Source organism: Candidatus Palauibacter sp. (genome assembly GCF_965208055.1).
Taxonomy (GTDB): domain Bacteria; phylum Gemmatimonadota; class Gemmatimonadetes; order Palauibacterales; family Palauibacteraceae; genus Palauibacter.
In genome coordinates this window covers 2,120,086-2,138,146 of record NZ_CBDBNY010000004.1, presented here as the reverse complement: position 1 = coordinate 2,138,146, position 18,061 = coordinate 2,120,086, and the positions used below count along the sequence as shown (strand labels likewise).

16 protein-coding genes, 4 tRNA genes and 1 pseudogene are annotated in these 18,061 nt (G+C 67.6%); 13 read left to right on the top strand and 8 right to left on the bottom strand.

Annotated features, from left to right (window positions below):
• Positions 1-35: 35 nt before the first annotated feature.
• The 7 genes from ACOGXI_RS09430 to ACOGXI_RS09400 all read left to right on the top strand — a co-directional run bounded on the left by ACOGXI_RS09430 (position 36) and on the right by ACOGXI_RS09400 (position 3,481).
• Entirely contained in the window at positions 36-290 is a 255-nt protein-coding gene (locus tag ACOGXI_RS09430) for a hypothetical protein (RefSeq protein WP_419938603.1), read from the top strand.
• A 143-nt stretch (positions 291-433) separates the two neighbouring features.
• Positions 434-506, top strand: a tRNA-Gln gene (locus ACOGXI_RS09425).
• A gap of 19 nt (positions 507-525) precedes the next feature.
• Positions 526-611 (top strand) — tRNA-Ser (locus tag ACOGXI_RS09420).
• 179 nt (positions 612-790) lie between these two features.
• Positions 791-878, top strand: a tRNA-Ser gene (locus ACOGXI_RS09415).
• 337 nt (positions 879-1,215) lie between these two features.
• Entirely contained in the window at positions 1,216-2,271 is a 1,056-nt protein-coding gene (locus ACOGXI_RS09410; RefSeq protein WP_419938602.1) for a carboxypeptidase regulatory-like domain-containing protein, read from the top strand.
• Positions 2,272-2,580: 309 nt separating this feature from the next.
• Positions 2,581-2,662 (top strand) — tRNA-Ser (locus tag ACOGXI_RS09405).
• Between the two features lie 483 nt (positions 2,663-3,145).
• The gene (locus ACOGXI_RS09400; protein ID WP_419938601.1) at positions 3,146-3,481 is read left to right on the top strand and encodes a hypothetical protein; all 336 of its coding nucleotides are present in this window, start codon (positions 3,146-3,148) and stop codon (positions 3,479-3,481) included.
• Here ACOGXI_RS09400 and queC read toward each other — a convergent pair.
• Positions 3,478-4,170: a 7-cyano-7-deazaguanine synthase QueC gene (queC, locus tag ACOGXI_RS09395; protein ID WP_419938600.1), complete on the bottom strand. Its 693-nt coding sequence runs from the start codon at positions 4,168-4,170 to the stop codon at positions 3,478-3,480. The two genes, ACOGXI_RS09400 and queC, sit on opposite strands and share 4 nt — an antisense overlap.
• 261 nt (positions 4,171-4,431) lie before the next feature.
• Here queC and ACOGXI_RS09390 point away from each other — a divergent pair.
• The 3 genes and pseudogenes from ACOGXI_RS09390 (at position 4,432) to ACOGXI_RS09380 (ending at position 6,885) form a co-directional block, all read left to right on the top strand.
• A pseudogene (locus ACOGXI_RS09390) lies at positions 4,432-5,759 on the top strand (nicotinate phosphoribosyltransferase).
• Positions 5,760-5,767: 8 nt separating this feature from the next.
• Positions 5,768-6,247 carry a hypothetical protein gene (locus tag ACOGXI_RS09385; RefSeq protein ID WP_419938599.1) on the top strand — a complete coding sequence of 160 codons (480 nt, stop codon included), beginning with the start codon at positions 5,768-5,770 and terminating at the stop codon, positions 6,245-6,247.
• Entirely contained in the window at positions 6,244-6,885 is a 642-nt protein-coding gene (locus tag ACOGXI_RS09380; protein ID WP_419938598.1) for a hypothetical protein, read from the top strand. Before ACOGXI_RS09385 ends, ACOGXI_RS09380 begins: the two co-directional genes overlap by 4 nt.
• Here the strand turns inward: ACOGXI_RS09380 and ACOGXI_RS09375 are convergent.
• Positions 6,882-7,643 carry a TonB-dependent receptor gene (locus ACOGXI_RS09375; protein WP_419938597.1) on the bottom strand — a complete coding sequence of 254 codons (762 nt, stop codon included), beginning with the start codon at positions 7,641-7,643 and terminating at the stop codon, positions 6,882-6,884. The genes ACOGXI_RS09380 and ACOGXI_RS09375 overlap by 4 nt on opposite strands.
• Positions 7,633-8,829, bottom strand: coding sequence for a c-type cytochrome (locus tag ACOGXI_RS09370; RefSeq protein WP_419938596.1), 1,197 nt, complete (start codon positions 8,827-8,829; stop codon positions 7,633-7,635). Before ACOGXI_RS09370 ends, ACOGXI_RS09375 begins: the two co-directional genes overlap by 11 nt.
• A 156-nt stretch (positions 8,830-8,985) precedes the next feature.
• On the opposite strand from ACOGXI_RS09370, the gene ACOGXI_RS09365 reads away from it, so the two are divergent.
• The 3 genes from ACOGXI_RS09365 (at position 8,986) to ACOGXI_RS09355 (ending at position 12,000) form a co-directional block, all read left to right on the top strand.
• On the top strand, positions 8,986-10,329 hold the full coding sequence (locus ACOGXI_RS09365; RefSeq protein WP_419938595.1) for an amidohydrolase family protein: 1,344 nt from the start codon (positions 8,986-8,988) through the stop codon (positions 10,327-10,329).
• A gap of 11 nt (positions 10,330-10,340) precedes the next feature.
• The gene (locus ACOGXI_RS09360; protein WP_419938594.1) at positions 10,341-10,772 is read left to right on the top strand and encodes a cupin domain-containing protein; all 432 of its coding nucleotides are present in this window, start codon (positions 10,341-10,343) and stop codon (positions 10,770-10,772) included.
• Between the two features lie 61 nt (positions 10,773-10,833).
• The gene (locus tag ACOGXI_RS09355) at positions 10,834-12,000 is read left to right on the top strand and encodes an ATP-binding protein (RefSeq protein ID WP_419938593.1); all 1,167 of its coding nucleotides are present in this window, start codon (positions 10,834-10,836) and stop codon (positions 11,998-12,000) included.
• 27 nt (positions 12,001-12,027) lie between these two features.
• Here the strand turns inward: ACOGXI_RS09355 and ACOGXI_RS09350 are convergent, their stop codons facing one another.
• From ACOGXI_RS09350 to qhpC, 5 genes are read right to left on the bottom strand one after another with little or no spacing between them, the layout of a single operon-like run.
• Positions 12,028-13,956, bottom strand: a complete 1,929-nt coding sequence (locus ACOGXI_RS09350) for a gamma-glutamyltransferase family protein (RefSeq protein ID WP_419938592.1) — start codon at positions 13,954-13,956, stop codon at positions 12,028-12,030.
• Positions 13,957-13,960: 4 nt separating this feature from the next.
• The gene (locus tag ACOGXI_RS09345; RefSeq protein ID WP_419938591.1) at positions 13,961-14,770 is read right to left on the bottom strand and encodes a S8 family serine peptidase; all 810 of its coding nucleotides are present in this window, start codon (positions 14,768-14,770) and stop codon (positions 13,961-13,963) included.
• Between the two features lie 34 nt (positions 14,771-14,804).
• Positions 14,805-16,523 carry an ABC transporter ATP-binding protein gene (locus ACOGXI_RS09340; protein ID WP_419938590.1) on the bottom strand — a complete coding sequence of 573 codons (1,719 nt, stop codon included), beginning with the start codon at positions 16,521-16,523 and terminating at the stop codon, positions 14,805-14,807.
• 41 nt (positions 16,524-16,564) lie between these two features.
• Entirely contained in the window at positions 16,565-17,683 is a 1,119-nt protein-coding gene (locus tag ACOGXI_RS09335; RefSeq protein WP_419938589.1) for a YncE family protein, read from the bottom strand.
• 17 nt (positions 17,684-17,700) lie between these two features.
• Complete coding sequence (gene qhpC, locus ACOGXI_RS09330) at positions 17,701-18,036, bottom strand: quinohemoprotein amine dehydrogenase subunit gamma (protein WP_419938588.1); 336 nt, start codon at positions 18,034-18,036, stop codon at positions 17,701-17,703.
• Positions 18,037-18,061: the final 25 nt, after the last annotated feature.

Genomic DNA, 18,061 nt, shown 5'->3' with positions numbered 1-18,061 from the left:
CGGATGTTGTCCACAGATTCCGGCCCGGTGTAGCGATGGCGCCTTCCTCCAACTTCGATCCCGGCGTGATGCTGAGGGCGCTCCGCTTCCGTGCCAACCTCGCAGGGTACCGACTCGAGCGCGGGCACTACATGGATCGGCCTGACGATCGCGCAGATCGCTGGTACCTCGTCCCGGCGGCCGACGAAAACGCTCCCCGCTCCGGGGACGGCTACCCGACGCTTGTAAGGGTGAGGGAAGAACTGGACAATCTCCCCAACCTTCGCGAACGCTCGAGCCCCGACGAATAAGCGCCCCGACGAGCGCCTCCCCAGCTTCATCCTGCGCCAGCCGGAGTCGTCCGGACCTCCGACATCCCACTCCGAAGACGCGTGTCGCGCTTGAAGCCGCGACCCGCCACAAGTATTATCGACGACCCAACTCATTGGGACGTTGGCCCGTGGTGGAATTGGCAACACGTCTGGCTCTGGACCAGAAGATTCCAGGTTCGAGTCCTGGCGGGCCAATCAGCACAGCAGCACCTGCGGAGGGGTGGCCGAGTGGCTTAAGGCGGCGCCCTGCTAAGGCGTTGACTCGAAAGAGTCTCGTGGGTTCGAATCCCACCCCCTCCGCCTGGAAGGAAGGTGTGGGAGACTCGAAAGAGTCTCGTGGGTTCGAACCGAGCGACCAACGGGCGCGAGCTCGACGAATCTGCGAAGCAGGTGAGTCAATCCCACCCCCTCCGCCTGGAAGGGAATCCCACCCCCTCCGCCTGCAGCAGAACCTCCGGCACACCCGGAGGCGTTTTTTTGGACGGGTGGCCGAGCGGACTAAGGCGCACGCCTGGAGAGCGTGTGGGCAGCAACCCTGCCTCGTGGGTTCGAATCCCACCCCGTCCGTAGAAGCAGTTTCACGAGGCAGGGATCCAAAACGCCTGCCCTCGTGGGTTCGAACCGAGCGACCGCAGGGAGCGAGCTCGGGGAGCGAAGCGACCCAATCCCACCCCGTCCGTTGAGCAGTATCCACGAGGCAGGCCGAAGAGGCTGCCTCTCGTGGGTTCGAACCGAGCGACCAACGGGCGCGAGCTCGACGAATCTGCGAAGCAGGTGAGTCAATCCCACCCCGTCCGTTGAGCAGTATCCACGAGGCAGGCCGAAGAGGCTGCCCCTCGTGGGTTCGAACCGAGCGATTTGCGCGTGCCGTCGAAGAGTTGCCGGCAAGAACGAGAGGGTTGGAATGGAACGGTGGACAGTTGCGGGTCCGGCTTCGAGCACGCGGGCCGTGGTGGCTGGGGTCGCTTTCGCGGCGCTTCACAGCCTGTCGGGAGCCGGAGCGTTGGCGGGCCAGGAGACGCAGTGCGACGGCGCTGGGCTCCGCATCGAAGTGCTGGACGCGACGGGGATGGTGTCTGCGAGCGGCGCCGACGTGCGGATTCGCTGGACCGACGCTGTCCATAGGCCTGTGCGCCAAGGTGCCGGCGATGACGGCCGCGTCACGCTCTGCGCTCCGCGGGACGCGATGGAGGCGACGGTGTGGGCCGAGGTCCGGGACGGGTCGAGCGAGCAGGCGTCCGTCGAGTTGATGCCCGGCCAGACGAGTGCGGTCGAACTCCGGATCCTGGCGGAAGAAAACGCCGGGCGCCTCGAGGGGCGCGTGTTCGACGCCGTAACGAAGGACCCGATCACCACCGCCGCCGTGACCGTGGCCGGTCGCGCGACCGCCGTCGAGACCGACCGCTGGGGACGGTACATCCTCACGGGTGTCCCCGCGGGGGCGAAGAGACTTGAGGTCCGCCGCATGGGGTACGAACCCCTCCAGTACGTCGTCACCGTCAAGCCGGGACTCACCACGCAGGTGGACACCGGCCTCGTGCCGGATCCCGTCGAGATGGAGCCTCTCGTCGCGACGACCGTTCGATCGCGCAGGCTCGAGCAACAGGGATTCTACGAGCGGCAGTACTGGGGCGAGATGCTTGGTATCGGCGATTTTCTTGCCCCCGAATATCTGGAGAGCTGGCGTCCGACTGACCTGGGTCAACTCATAGCGCAGCAGTTGGGGCTGCCGACAAGATCGCGATCTAACCATCGCCTGACGTTCCAGACCGTTGGCGACTGCCTCAACGTGTACCGTGACAACATGAGACGGAGTAGCGCGAGCATCGAGCGGCGGGTCATGCCCAGCGAAGCCGTCGGCGTCGAAGTATACCGGGCCCCCGTCCCCGCGTCGTTGTTGCCGACGGGTCTGCCGCGATACGATGAGAGGTGCAATCTGGTGCTGATCTGGACCGCGTAGTCCAATCCGGCCGGGCCGAACCACTTGTCTAACCCCTACAAGACGGTACGAGTAACTGCCGCGCTCAAGGACGAGAGGCCGTGAAGAGGGTCCTTGCGCACGTCGACCTCCCGTTCTCGTGTGCATCCCGGCGAACATTCGCGTGGGATATCCCCTTGTGACGGTGGCGGAGGGACGGACACCCCGTCCGTCGCACAGCCCCCGGCAGCTCCGAAAGTTTGACAGCAGGAGCCCTCCCGGAGCACCTTCCCCGGCCGCGCGTATCGGGTGTCTCAGCAGCTTTCGCCAGCATCCCGGTGCCCGGCACTCGGAGAGGTGGCAGAACGGCAATGCACCGGTCTCGAAAACCGGCGCCCTCACGGGCTTGGGGGTTCGAATCCCCCCCTCTCCGCTAAGAAGGGGTTCGAACCGAGCGACCGAAGGGAGCGAGCTCGGCGAGTCCCGCGCAGCGGGAGGAAGCCAATCCCCCCCTCTCCGCTAAGAAGGGGTTCGAACCGAGCGACCGAAGGGAGCGAGCTCGGCGAGTCCCGCGCAGCGGGAGAAAGCCAACCGAGCGACCAACGGGCGCGAGCTCGACGAATCTGCGAAGCAGGTGAGTCAATCCCCCCCGCAGTTTCCTCCTCCGGCCTCCATCGCGCCGGTGCTGCAGGCAGCGCTCCCCCCGGCACTCTCGGTAGCCGGCGGATTCCGACATAGCACTAGTGAAAGCGTAGGGCGTCTCCTAGGTTGAGACATCGCGGTTGGACCGCGATGTATCGCGTACGAGTCGCTGCAAGGTTGACAAAGATGACGCGAATCCTGTTCTCTCCGGCCCGGGAAACCTGGCTCCTCGCAGCCCAGGCGGGCCGCATGCCCCCCATGGGACGATGAATCGGTGAATCTCGCGTGCATCGCGCTTGCGTTCACGGTGTGCTTCGGCGCGCGCTGCTGGATCCTCGACGGACCGCGCGTCACGGAGATCGATGAAGCCTCCGCCGACACGCTCCAGAGCTGGTTCATCGGCGAATTCGGCGCCGACACGTTATGGATCGGCGAGAGTGGCCGGATCGTCCATGCCATGAACAAGGGGACCGGCGAACGGGCGACGATCGACCGGTTGCTCGTTCGGGTCACGCGGCATGGCGGAGACGGTTCACAGGCGCCTGCCCGGACTCGGAGCCACCGCAGCCCGGACACTCCTGGCCGAAGGCGCCGCGCCGCCGCCCGCTAACGGGGCTGATACGGGGCCGCATCCCGGGCTCCCGCCGCCGCGAATCCCGTGAGCCTCAGGCGGCACGAGTCACACTCTCCACAGGCCGCGTCCGACTCATCGGGATCGTAGCAACTCCGCGTCATCCCGTAATCGACGCCCAGCGCGAGCCCGCGCTGAATGATCTCCGCCTTCGTCAGGTCGATCAGAGGTGCATGGATCCGGAACGGCCGACGCCCCTCGACCCCCGCCTTGGTACCGAGGGAGGCCAGTCCCTCGAACGCATCCAGAAACTCCGGTCGGCAGTCCGGATATCCGCTGTAGTCGACGGCATTGACACCGATGAAGATGTCCGAAGCCCGGAGAGCCTCCGCCCACGCCAGAGCCATCGAGAGGAAGATCGTGTTCCGCGCCGGAACGTACGTGACGGGGATCTCCTCGGAATCCGCGATTCCGCTCCCTGCCTTGGGTACCTCCAGGTCGGCGGTGAGCGCCGAGCCCCCGAACGCGCGCAGATCGACGTCGGCGACCACGTGCCGGATCACTCGCATCGCTTTCGCCACGCGACAGGCGGCGTCCACCTCGCGCTCGTGTCTCTGTCCATAGCGGAGCGTGAGCGCATAAGGCTCGTATTCCTGCTCCACCGCGATCGCGAGCGCAGTCGCCGAGTCCAGTCCACCGCTGAGAAGGACGACCGCCCTACGGCCCATTTCCTACCTCCTGAAAGCGAATTCACGATGCGCGGAACCCCGCCGGGGAGGGCACCTGTAACACAGTTTCGCACCGCCCGGCAACGCATGCTAAAGTGAGGCCGGACGCCATTGCAGGCCTTGGAAGCCGTGGACGTCAAACGGCAATACGCGGAAGGAGAACTGATGCGGATCCGGTCACCCGAACGGGGGGACGCCGAGGCCGCCTCGGGGCGGGATCCGGACGACCGGGCCCTGCTCACGGATCTCTACCAGCTCACCATGCTCAAGGCGTACTGGGAACACGGGATGCACGAGACGGCGGTGTTCGAGTTCTTCGTCCGCCGTCTCCCCCGGAATCGCAATTTTTTGCTGGCCGCGGGCCTCGCTCAGGCCCTGGACTATCTGGAAGGCCTGCGTTTCGAGCCGGACGAACTCGAGTGGCTGGGCAAGCAGCCCGGCTTCCCCTCCGGCTTCGTCGACTGGCTTGCGGGTTTGCGCTTCACCGGGGAAGTGGACGCCATGCCCGAGGGTACCGTCTTCTTTCCGGAAGAACCTCTGCTGCGGGTGACCGCGCCGCTTCCACAGGCGCAACTCGTCGAGACACGCCTTATCTCGCTGCTCAATTTCTCGTCTCTCATCGCCTCGAGGGCAGTCCGCTTCACGCTCGCGGCTCCCGGGGCCCAGATCGTGGACTTCGGCCTGCGGCGGGCACACGGCTCGGAAGCCGGGCTCCTCGCCGCCCGGGCCGCCTACATCGCCGGCTTCGACGGCACCGCGACCGTGCTGGCGGGACAGCGCTGGGGGATCCCCGTCTTCGGCACGATGGCCCATTCGTTCATCCAGGCGCACGACAGCGAGGCCGACGCCTTCATTCGCTTCGCCCGCGCCCATCCCGAGAACGTGGTGCTGCTCATCGACACCTACGACACCGAGGCGGCGGCGGCGAAGGTCGTCGAGATCGCGCCCGGTCTCCGCGCCGAAGGCATCGAGATCAAGGCTGTGCGGCTGGATTCCGGCGATCTCGCGGCCCACGCCCGGTGCGTGCGCAGGATTCTGGATGAAGGCGGCTGTCCCGACGTCCGCATCTTCGCGAGCAGTTCGCTCGACGAGCACGGCGTGGCCCGGCTGGCTCACGCCCCGATCGATGGATTCGGCGTGGGCGCCGCCCTTACGGTTTCCGCCGACGCGCCGACGCTCGACAGCGTCTACAAGCTCCAGGAGTACGCCGGCCGGGCCCGCCGCAAGCGCTCGGAAGGAAGGCGACATGGCCGGGCCGCAAGCAGGTCTTCCGGACGTGCAGCGACGGATCGCTCGCCCGCGATGTCCTGGGACTCGAGGATGAAAGACTGACCGGAGAAGCTCTCCTGGTGCCCGTGATGCGTGCGGGAGAACGACTGCGGCCGGATCCCGTGCTGGAAGAGGTCCGGGACCAGGTCCGAAGCTCGTTGCGGCTCCTCCCGGACGGATTGAGAGAGCTCGTGTCAGCCCGCGCTCCCTTCCGGGTCGAGCCATCGCCCGGCGTCCGGGCGCTCGCCCGACAGGTCGATCGGCAATCCGCCGGAGACGGAGTAGACAGCGGCTTCCGAAGGCCCGGCGTTACGCGCTAGCTTTGGGCATGACTAACGAAACGCCACCCGACGCGCATCGTCTGTCGCCCCTGTGGCGGCGCCTTGCGCTCGGACTCTTCCTGATAGGCTGTGGCGGCACTGCGGCGGAACTGCTCCTGCTCGAGCATTTCGAGGATCCGTGGCAATGGACGCCGATCGCGCTCCTGGGGGCGGGTTTCGCGGGCGGCGTCGTCCTGGCGGTTCATGCCACGCCCGGCGCCTTCCGGGTGTTCCGTTACCTGATGTGGCTCTTCATGCCGGCAGGCGGTCTCGGCATGTACCTGCACCTGAAATCCAACGTGGAGTTCGAACGAGAACTGAACCCCGCCGTGGGCGGCTTCGACTTGGCGGTCGACGTCCTCATGGGCGCCATGCCGGCTCTGGCGCCCGGTCACATGATCCAACTCGGCCTGCTGGGTTTTCTCGTCATGCTCCGCCACCCGGCCCTGCTGAAGCCGGGATCGCCGCAAAGCGGAGGAACGGAATGAAATCGCGAATTCAGATCGGCACGGTCGGCGCCCTCGTCGCAATCCTGATGGCCGCGGCGCCCGCGCGTGCCCAGGTGGGCGAAAATCTCGGTCTCCTCAACCCGAACCTGGCCACCGAAGAACAACTCGCGGCGCTACCGGGTCTGGACGCGGCAGCAATCGGAGCCTTGATGGAAGCCCGGCCGTTCCTGCGGATGGCCGACCTGCACGCAGTCGTGGCGGAGCACGTCGGGCCGGAGGGACACGAGGCCGTGTACCGTGCGCTGTTCGTCCCCATCGACCTCAACGACGTGACGGACGACGAGATCCTGCTCATCCCCGGTGTCGGGAACCGCATGTTGCACGAGTTCGAGGAGTACCGTCCCTACGCGGCGCTGGCTCAGTTCCACCGCGAGATCGGGAAATACGTGGATGACGAGGAACTCGCGCGGCTGGCTCAATACGTCTACGTACGGATCGATCTGAATACCGCCTCCGAGGAGGCGATCCTGAGCATCCCCGGCGTCGGGGCGCGCATGCAGCACGAGTTCGAGGAGTACCGGCCGTACACGTCGATGGCCGAGTTCCGGCGTGAGATCGGGAAATACGTGGACGAAGACGAAGTGGAGCGTCTCGCCCGTTACGTCGAAATCCGCTAGCTGGAAGAGAACTCGAGCGTCAGCGGAGGCGTCGCCCCGGCGGTCACCGAGACGCGGCCCGTCACCGTCCCCAGCGTGGGATGCCAGGCTTCGATCTCGTAGTCTCCCGGCGGCAGCGTCGGGAGCGTGAACGTCCCGTCCTCGCCGGTGATGTCGAAGAATTCGTGGTCGAGCACATGTATTGACGCGGTCATCCAGCCGTGGATGTCACAGCGTACCGGTATCCCGATCTCCGGGGTCTCGAAAGAACGCGTGCTCTGAATCCCGCGGATCGGCTGGCCGAGGTTGAATCCCGGGTTCGAGGCAGGCACGACGCGGACGTTGTGAAGGGTCGCGTCGCTGTTGCGGATGACGAGCGGCTGGCCCGCGCGCACGGCCACCGACCGCGGCGTATACAAACAGCCGGCCTGGTCGAGGAGGGCCTCGGCCTCCGGCGCCACACCCGACGCGGGCGCGTTGACGATCCGCACCAGCACGTCCGCCAGGCCGCCATCCGAACCGACGCGCACCGGACGGTCGATCAGGGTCTCGTCGTGCTGTTCTCGACAATAGGCGTCGGCGGACATGTCGATCGCGGCGCCGGCCGGCGGCTCCCCGGCGAAGCGCACCTGTCCCTCGGTCACGACGATGCGGCCCGTGATCGCGCCGGGTTCGGCCGCGTCCGCCGCCCCGCGTCCATCGAGCGTCCAGCCCGTCCCGACCACGGCGACCGCGACGGCGCACGCCAGAACCGGGTCTCGCCCCCACCTACCAGCCATCGAACAGACCTCCATCGAACCAGTCCCACAGGAAGTAGACCAGGAATTGCGTGCTCCTCACGTCGGCGTCGGTCAGCGGCAGTCGTACCCCGACGTTGAGCATCACGTGCTGCCGTGTGTTCAGAGTGACCTGCATCTGCGGGACCAGGTCCCATTGCGGCCGCGAACCTTCGGCCAGCTGCGTGCTCCCCAACACTTCGATCATGGGGGACCACGAACGGCCGAACTCGCCGCTCGTGAACGTGCGCCCGACCGCGGCGTGAAAGAACGCTTCTCGCACGGCTTCGCCCTGCTCGCCTGCGCCCACGGCCTCTTGGTGTCCGCGCGCGAGGAGTCCCGCACCTGCCTGGAGATGGACGAAGGCGTCGCCCGGAAGGATCTGTCCCAGCGCGAGAAACGGTTCGACCTGGAACTCGGCGCTCCCGAGGCCGCGCTCCTCGTCGCCGGTCGGGAGCTTGAATTCCGTGCCGAGGCTGAAGATCGTCCGCAGGTTGTGCAGCAGCGCGCGCTTGTAGCCGATTTCGATGTCGCCGAGGCCGACGCCCCAATCCGACGCCAGCCCCTCGTCTCGTCCGGCCGGCGCGGACACCGTCTCTGTGAAGCCGAAGGGGAGCGCGATCTCGATCTGGTTCCGCGAACCGAAGCGCTTCTCGTACAGGAGTTCGTTGATGACGGCGCCGGGGCCCTCTGCGTTCACTCCCGACGTCCACACCCATTCGTCTTCCGGATACGCCTTCTCCGTAAACAGCGGCCGGGGGAGGTTGAGTTCTCCGCGCGGCCAGGCGCGATCCGTGCAGAAGGTCCGGATGTAGTCCATGACGGCCTGCAACTGGTCGTCGTCGAACGCCTCGGCGAACGCCGGCATCACGTCGCTGAAGCCGCGGACCGGCCCGCCGGCCTTGGAGACGATGATCCAGTCGGCGTCCGGCTCGCGCGAGGCGAAGCTGCAATCCGTGAGGTCGGGCAACGGGTCGTCGAACGCGATCCGGTCCGCCGCGGCCCCGCGACCGTCCGACCCGTGGCAACTCGCGCACCCGGCCTCGTAGAGCGCCATACCGTCCGGGGCGCCCTGCGCAGCCTGCGCGCCCTGGCCCGTTTGCGGGGACACGAGCGAAGCCGGCACGATCAGACACGCTGCGGCGAAGCGGGCGCGGAGGCCGGAGCGCCTGTAATCGGGTGCGGTCAAAAGCCGTCCTTCCTTGCGGTGAGGGGGTCCCATCGGGCGGACGATGCCGTAATCTGCGATCATGTCCGACACGTCGGATGCGCCCTGTCAATACCGATAATCGTTATCATCGTCAAGGTCGACACGATCGAGGACGATCGTGTCCGAGGAGGTCACATGAAATCCGCCCGGCTGTCCCTGGGGTTCGCCCTCGCCGCGTGCGCCGCGGCTCCCTTCGCCGCAGCCTGCGAGCAGGCATCGCAGGCCGGCGCCATTGCCTTCGTCAACGTGAACGTGATTCCGATGGATTCCGAGCGGGTCCTCACCGGACACACGGTCCTCGTGCGCGGAGACAGGATCGTCGCCGTCGGGCCGGCCGCCGACATCGACGTGCCGGACGGCGCCCGCCGCATCGACGGTGCCGGGAGGTACCTGATGCCGGGGCTGTCGGAGATGCACGGGCATACGCCGGGCGGCTTCCCGAGCGACACGTTCCGAGAGCAGGTGATGTTTCTGTACGCCGCGAACGGCGTGACGACGGTGCGCGGGATGCTCGGACTGCCCGGCGACCTCGAGTTGAAGGCGAAGACGAACACCGGCGAGATCTGGGGGCCGACGCTCTACCTCGCGGGTCCGAGCTTCAACGGCAACACGGTGACTTCTCCGTCGCAGGGAGCGGATCGCGTGTGGGTGCAGAAGCGCGAAGGGTGGGATCACCTGAAGATCCACCCCGGACTCGCCGTGGCGGAATACGACGCGGTCGCCGCCGCCGCCGCACAGGCCGGCATTCGCTTCGGAGGCCATGTCCCGGCCGATGTCGGGATCCGGCATGCGATCCTGATGGGACAGGAGACCTTCGACCATCTCGACGGCTACATGGAGGAGGCGGGAGGCATCCGCGGCCCCATGGACTCGGCGAAGCTGGAGGAACTGTTCGCGCTGACGATCGGCGCCCGGGCCTGGGTCGTCCCCACGATGGTCCTCTGGGAAGTGGGCGTAATCGGCCTCGGCGACCCGGACGCGCTCGCGGCCTATCCGGAAATGCGCTACTGGCCTCCGCAGGGCGTCGAGGGCTGGAAGAACCGCCTCCAGGCGGTCCAGGCGCGCGACGCATGGGACGTGGAACAGGCGCGGCGGCACGCGAGCAACCGGACGCGTCTCCTCGGCATGATGAACGAGGCCGGCGTCGGCATCCTCATGGGCACCGATTCGCCGCAGATGTTCAGCGTCCCCGGTTTCTCGCTGCACCGCGAGCTCGCCGCGATGGCCGAGGCCGGGATGTCGCCGTACGAGATCCTCGTCAGCGGCACCCGCAACGTCGGGGAGTACTTCCAGGGCTACGACACCTTCGGGACGGTGGCCGCGGGCCGGCGGGCGGACCTCATCCTGACGAACGCCAACCCGCTCGACGACGTGGCGAACGTCGCGGACCGCGCGGGCGTCATGGTGCGCGGCGTGTGGAAGTCCGAGGAGGAGATCCAGCAGGGGCTGGCCGAAATCGCCGCCAGCTTCGGCAACTGATGGAGACGACGATGACCGAGAACGGAAGCGCGCCCGGCGTGGTGGAGCGCCACGACGGGATCATCACGGTGCGCGGCGGCGGCCGGCACCGGGCCTGGAACGGGATCGAATACAAGACGGGGATGTGGGCGGAGAACGTCGGTGCCGGCGCGCTCTCCATGAACGTGGCGATGATCCCGCCGGGCGGCGTCGCCAAGGCGCACATCCACGTGGATTTCGAGGTGATGCTCTACATCCTCGAGGGACACGTCCGGCACGAGTTCGGGCCGCGGCTGGAGAAGACGCTCGACAACGAGGCGGGCGATTTCATCTTCATTGAGCCGGGGGTGCCGCACGAGGTGTTCAACCTCAGCGACACGGAACCGGTCGTAGCCGTCGTCGCGCGCTCGGACGCGCAGGAGTGGGAGAACATCGTCGACTTCGAGCGCCCGCCACGCGGGTAGTGGGGCCGTAGCGGGAGTTCAATGTCTTGAAATATGAGCATTGGATGTTCATATTTCACGAATGATAAATCGCCCCGCGCACCTCTCCGAGCTCGTCCGGAAGCTGGATGCCAACCCGGTGGTCGCCTTGCTCGGCGCCCGGCAGGTCGGTAAGACGACCCTCGCCGGAATGCTGGCCAGCACCCTCGCCGAGCGGAGCCGTTCCGTCACGAGCTTCGATCTGGAAGATCCGCGCGACCTCGCCAGACTCGATGAACCGACCCTCGCCCTGGAGCGGCTCCGCGGTCTGGTGATCATCGATGAGATCCAGCGCAGGCCGGACCTTTTCCCCGTGCTTCGGGTGCTCGCGGACCGCAGGCCGAGACCCGCGCGCTTTCTCGTCCTGGGCAGCGCATCGCCCGAGTTGCTTCGCCAGGGGTCGGAGTCGCTCGCGGGCAGAATATCGTTTCATGAACTTGGGGGCTTCGACCTGACCGAGGTTGGACCGGAGCGGTGGCGCAGACTGTGGCTGAGGGGCGGCTTCCCCAGAGCATGGCTGGCGCGAGGCAACGCGGTCAGCATGGAGTGGCGGCGCGATTTCATCCGGACGTTCGTGGAGCGCGATCTGCCGGGCCTGGGCATCGCCATGCCGCCGCGGCTCCTGCACGACTTCTGGACCATGCTCGCGCACTATCACGGGCAGATCTGGAACGGATCGGAACTGGGGCGCGCATTCGGCATCGCACACACCACCGTCCGGCGCCACCTCGACCGCATGACCGGTGCGTACGTTATGCGCCAGTTGCGGCCGTGGCGGGAGAACCTCGGCAAGCGCGTCGTCAAGTCGCCCAAGGTCTATATAGCGGATAGCGGCCTGCTGCACGCGCTGCTCGACATCCCGACCGCGCGCGACCTGGCGGCACATCCGAAGGTCGGTGCGAGTTGGGAAGGATTCGCCCTGGAGCAGGTCATGCGCCGTCTGCGTGCCCGGCCGGACGAATGCTATTTCTGGTCGGTGCACGGCGGTCCGGAACTGGATCTTCTCGTGGTTCGCGGCCGGCAGCGGCGGGGCTACGAGTTCAAGCGCACCGATGCGCCTCGAGCCACGGCTTCCATGCACTCGGCGATGCGGCACCTCGAGCTCCACAGTCTGGATGTCGTCCACGTGGGCCGCGACACCTTTCCGCTGGCCCAGGGGATCCAAGCGGTGGCCGGAGGACACATATCGACCGCGATCGAGCCGCTGTAGGCGGCAACCTGGGTCGGGGGCGGACGTTCAGAATCCGAGCGACGCAGTCTCCCGCCTCACGTCCCCCGCCGCAGTCATTACCCCGGTTTCCGGGTCGCGCCAGGTCACCGTGGGAGCGCCCGCGCGCCAGTTCCACAGGCCCCACGAGCGCACGTCGTGGCCCATGGCGCGCAGCGCATCGGCCGTCTCCGCCGGGATCCGGTCCTCCATGTAGAGGACGGCGGCGTTGCGGTTCAACTCGCTCCCGGTGGCCGGGAAGTTGTAGCTGCCGAAACGCGGCTGATCCACGGCCACCTCGGGGGACATCCCCCACACCGCGACGTTCAGAAACACCTGCAGGAGGCACTGCATCTGCTGGTCGCCGCCGGGAGTGGAGAGTCCCATGAAAGGCTCGCCATCCTTCGTCACCAGAAGGGGCGCGTTGGTGTTCCTCGGGCGCTTGCCGGGCGCCATCACGTTGGCCAGGTCAGGATCGAGATTGAACTGGCCCATGCGATTGCCCAGCCCGAATCCCCATCCCGGGATCATGGGGGTGAAGGTGTGGCCATCGCTCTCGGTGAGGGAAAACACGTTGCTCTCGCCGTCCATGATGTTCAGGGAGGACGTGTCGACGGAGGGGGTTCCGGCATCGGCGCCGTCCGACCCCGGGCGGTCCTGAGCGGCGCCGTAGCGCCGACCTCCCGACACCACGAAGCTCGCGGGCGCGCCGGCCGCCACCGCCGCCATCCGCTCCGGATCGCCCCACGGAGGCATATCCGGAAAGGCGCGGTTCTCGTCGATGAGCCCGATGCGCTCGCGCGCGTACGCCTTCCCGTACAACCCCTCCGGAGCTGGCGCAAAGTCCGGATCCCCGACGTATCTGTGGGCGTCCGCCATTGCGAGGTCGATGACCTGTGAGACGAGGTGGATGTACTCCGGTGTGTTGTAGCCGAGGGCCGGCAGGTCGTAGTTCTCCAGCATGTTGAGCATCAGGATGATGCGCGGCCCCTGGCTCCATCCGTCGCCGGTGTGGACGTCGTAGCCGTTGAAGCTGGTGCCCAGGGGCTCCTCCCAGCGACCCTCGTAGCCCGCCATGTCCTCGTAACGGACGATGCCGTCATGCTCCCGGAAGAAGCGGTCCACGCCGCGCGCAGGGTCGCCCCGGTAGAAGGCGTCCCGCGCGGCGCGGATCCCCTCGGAACGGCTCCCTCCGGCCTCCAGCGCCTCTCGCTCGGCCTCCATCATGTACCGAATGAGCCGCCCCAGGTCGGCGTTCACCATGAGATCCCCGAGACGCTGCTCGCCGACGCCGTTGGGGAACCAGAAGTCGCGATTGTAGGGAAACGTGAGGATCCCCTCCATCTGATCCTCGATCATCCATTTCTGCATTTTGTAGAGGTGATAGCCTTCCTCCACGATGCGCAGCGTGGGTTGCGCGGCCTCGCCGAAGCTGAAGGTGCCGAAACGGTCGAGGGCGGCGAGCCAGACATCCACGTCGGCGGGAATCAGCGCGTTGTTGATGGGCGACTTGCCGTGTTCGAGGAAGTAGTCGAGCGTGGCCAGCGCGGGTGATGTTCCCGCCCCCACCCGGGTGATCACGCGGTCCTCGGCGGCGCTGTAGACGATGAGCGGCGCAACCCCGGTCCATCCCGCGTAGTCCATCTTGAGCGCCTTGAGCGCCATCCCGGCGGTCACCCCGGCGTCGAAGGCGTTGCCTCCCGCCCTGAGCACGTCGTACCCCGCCTGCGTGGCCAGGTAGTGCCCGGAAGAGATCACCCCGTGCGTGCCCATGACGCGCGGCCGCATGGCCTCGACGTTGTCCGCGTCGTGAACGGGACCGTGACTCCGGAACGGGGCGAGGGTGGAGAAGACGCCTTCCGCCGCGGCCGCGGATGCCTCCGGAGCGTCCATCTCCGGACCGCACGAGGCGACGAGTGCCAGAGTTGCGACGGCGAACACACATGCCAGGGGCTTCATCGCTTCATCCTCCTGTTCCGCCCGAGATGGGGACCCCGTCAACCTGGTGCCCGGCGCCGCCGCCCGCAGGTGCCGCGCGACGTCCCCTCAGGCACGAGACCGCGGCCAGCGCCGCAAGGACGTCAGCCCGGCCGCGCGCTTCGCAGAAGAGTTCGAGTGCGAGGGCGACCATGCCGGTGGCGTTTGCCACGGCGAAGCTGATCCCGTTGAGGTTGCGCGTTGGCGGGACGCCGGGGATGGGTCGCGGGTAGCCGGACGCACACAGGACGCGCCGTCCATCGCGCCGGGCGATGCGCAGACTGTGCCTCGGCAGGTTCCAGTCGAGGCACACGCCGAGTGCTCCGGGGAGGCTGCCCGGCAGCTGAAGCTGTCCTTCGTGCGAATGGGCCGCGATGACGAGCGTTCCCGCCCGCGCGGCGCGTTCGACCGCGGGCTGCAACTGCTCGATGCGGCTCTGCCGCGGCGTCCCGAGACTCAGATTCGCCACGCGGCAACCGCGCTCCGCGGCCCAGTCGATCGCCTTCGCCAGCGCACGGGCGCTCGTCGCGAGTTCGTCGTGAAAGACGCCGGCGATGTGGATTCGCGCGCCCGGCGCCTTCTCCTGGATGGCGGCGGTGACGGCGGTCCCGTGGCCGAGCCGGTCGGTCAGGTCGTCGTGTTCGCTCCCGTCGGGCATGAGCGCGATCCCGCCCGCGAGCGGCCCCAGGTGCGGGTGGCCCGGGTGCGCCCCGCTGTCGATGACTGCGATCGAGACGCCGCGGCCGGTTCGGCCCCGGAGTGCCTCCGCGCGCATCCCCACGATCGAGGGTGCCATCAAGGGTTCATCGAGCGTGACATCGACCGCGTCGTCACCCGGCGAACAGGGCGCGGAACGCACCCGGCCGGCTGTCGAGATCGGCCGGCCGCCCGTCCTGCACGACTCGCCCGTCGCGCAGCACGACCGCCCGCTCCGCCCGCCGCGCCAACTCGGGCCGGTGCGTGATGAGCACCGTCGTCCGTCCGTGCATCAGCGCCGCGTAACCCTCCAGCACCTGCGCTTCCGAGGCCGGATCCAGCGCCCCGGTCGCCTCGTCGAACACGAGCACGGCCGGGTCGGCGAGGAAGGCCCGCGCCACCGCCACGCGCTGCCGCTCCCCGGCGGAGAGCTGCCGGCCCCGTTCCCCGACGACCGTCTCGGCCCCCTCCGGGAGCGACGCCAGCAGCCCGTCGAGCGCGGCGGCCGCGAGCGCCCCGGCGACCTCCGGATCCGTCGCGTCGGGCATCGCGTACCGCACGTTTTCCGCGATCGACGCGTGGAAGATGAACGGATCCTGCTCGACCACGGCCACGTTTCGGCGCACGTCCCCCAGGGCGAGCGCCCGCACGTCCCGCCCATCGAGCAGCACCCTCCCGCCATCCGGGTCGAGTTGGCGCGAGAGCAGATCGGCGATCGTCGACTTCCCGCTCCCGCTCGCGCCCACGAGCGCGACCACCTGCCCGGCGGGCACCTCCAGCGACACGCCTTCCAGCACCTCGCCTCCCCGCCCGAAGCCGAGCCGCACGTCCTCGAGGACCAGCGTTCCCGAGGCCTGCTCCAGCCGCTCCGCCCCCTCCGCCTCCACCACATCGAGCGGGGTGTCCCACAACTCGTGCACGCGCACGAGCGACGCCCGCGCGCTCGCCAGGTTCGCGTACAGCCCCATCAGCGCCTGCACCGGGAAGAGGAGCCGCATCTGATACGCCATGAACGCGACGAACGTCCCCAGCGTCGTCGCCTCCGTGATCACGCGGTAACCCCCGTACAGGAAGACGGCGGCCGTCCCCGTCTGCAGCAGCACCCCCGGCAGGCCTCCCGCCAGGTACGTGAACCAGCGCATCGACATGAGCGCCCGCACGAAGCGGTCGTTGTGGCGCCCGAACCGCTCCGCCTCCCGCTCCTGGGCGTTGGACGCCACCACCGTGCGCACCCCCTGCAGCGTCTCGATGAGGAAGCTCCCGATGTCCGCGCTCCGCTCCCGCAGTTGCATCACGCGCCCTTCGAGCCTGTTCCGGTATCGCACCAACGCCCACAGGCTCGGCGGCAGCGCGACGAGCCCCGCGAGAAAGAGCCGCGCGTCAAGATAGATGAGCATCCCGACCGTCCCGATGAGGAAGAGCACGTTCCCGAACAGGCCGAGCGCCGCGTCTGCCGTCACCCGCTGGATCTCGCCGATGTCGTTGTTGATGCGCGAGACGATGTCCCCCATCGGCGTCCGCGCGTAGAAGCGCGGCGAGAGTCTCTGGAGGTGCCGGTAGAGTGCGAGCCGCATGTCGAAGAGGATTCCGGCCGACACCCGCGTGTACCGCATCCCGCTCGCGACGTTCGCCCCGAAGCCGAGGATCGTGATCCCGATGAAGAGGCCGACGATCCTGAGCAGGAGAGGGAAGTCCCCTCCCAGGATCGCGTCGTCGATCATCGCCTTCGACAGGTAGGGGAGCGCGAGTCCAAGCGCGGTCCCGGCCGTGGAGAGGAGGACCACGGGGAGCAAAGCCCCCGTGTACGGTCGAACGTAGGCGAGGGCTCGGCGAAGGTGCGGGTCCCGGATCACCCGGACCTCATGGCGTCACGAGCACGTCGCGCCCGGCGGGATCAACCCGGATCGGGCACCACGACGACGCTCGTCATGTCCGCGTCCAGCGTGACCGTCCGCAGGAACTCGAACGTCTCCTCGTCGTAGATGTCGATCGTGCTGCCGGCATTGTAGATGTAGAGCTTGGTGCCGTCGGCGCTCGGCATCAGCGCCATCCGCGGCCGCCCCGCGAAAGCGATGCGCCCGGCGACGCGCCGGTCCAGAAGGTCGAACTTCCACATCTCGTAGTGTCCGATCTCGGACTTGAGCCCGTATCCCTTCGTCCCGTCCGGAGAGAGCACGAACGACACCCCCTCGGAGGGGCCGATGGGATGGAACTCCACGTCCTGCCCCGCAAGATCCACGGTCGCGATGCCCATCAGACGGCGGTTCTGGAGCGGGTCCGTCATGCGGAAGAGGCCCGTGTACACGCCGTCCTCCTCCTGGTACGGACTCTGGCCGAAGGGAAGCCTCATCTCGCCCAGCCCCGGCTCCAGCGGTTCCGTGATATCCCAGCGGTCCACTTCCTCGAACGTCTCGGAGTCGAGTGCGATGAGGTCGTCCGTGAACATGTACAGCAGATCGCCATCGGGAGAGAAGCGGAAGTTGGCGGACCGGCGCGTCTCCTCGTCCGGCCACGGGATCGTGTCGGTCACCTCGTACGTCGCGAGGTCGAAGCGCAGGATCGTCGGCTCGTCGATCCGGTATCGGTCCGCGAGCTTCGTGCGGCTCTGCACGAACATCGCCATCCATTCCTGACTCGGGTGGACCTGGAAGGAACGGATCCACGTCCGGGTCGAGCCTTCGCTCAGCGTGAACTCTCCGATGGACTCCTTGGAGGGGAGCGCAATGATCTCGATCGTCTCGAAGAACGGATCCATCACGTAGAGCCGCGATCGATCCTCGGAGACATCGAGACGAAGGGAGATCGGACGCTTGACCGGGATCCGGTCCACGACTTTCTCGGTGGCCTCGTCCCAGACGAGGACTTCATTGCTGTAGTTACCCATGTACCAGTGGGCGTTCCGGCCGTTCCCCTGCGCTTCCAGGGTCCGAACCCCGCTCAGGGCGCAGGCGATGGCGGCTGCGGCGGCGATGCCGGCAACCTTCGGTGTCCGTCCCGGGCGGCTCCGAGCCATGGCGAACCCCGTGCGGATCACGGGAAGACGAGGTCCAGCTTCCGCCAGTCCTTCTGCGCGGACGCGCACTGCGACGTCCAGTCCGGCGAGTGGTTGAGCTGGTCGGGCACGTGCGCCGGCCAGAAGCAGGCGAGGTGGCAGTCGAACAGGTCCCGTTCCACCGGCTGGCACAGCCCGGCGGTGCCGCCGGTCGAATCCACCTCCCAGCCCGGCGAGAACACGAGCGAGCATCCCAGCGGAATGTGCGGCCCCTCCGGCGGCCGGCTCTCGAGCCCCACCACGTCCATCTCCTCGCGGGCGACCTGCGCCTCGATGCGGCCGGCCTTCTGGTTTATCGGCTTCAGGTGTTTCACGGCGTTCTCCCTCGCATGCGAAGGT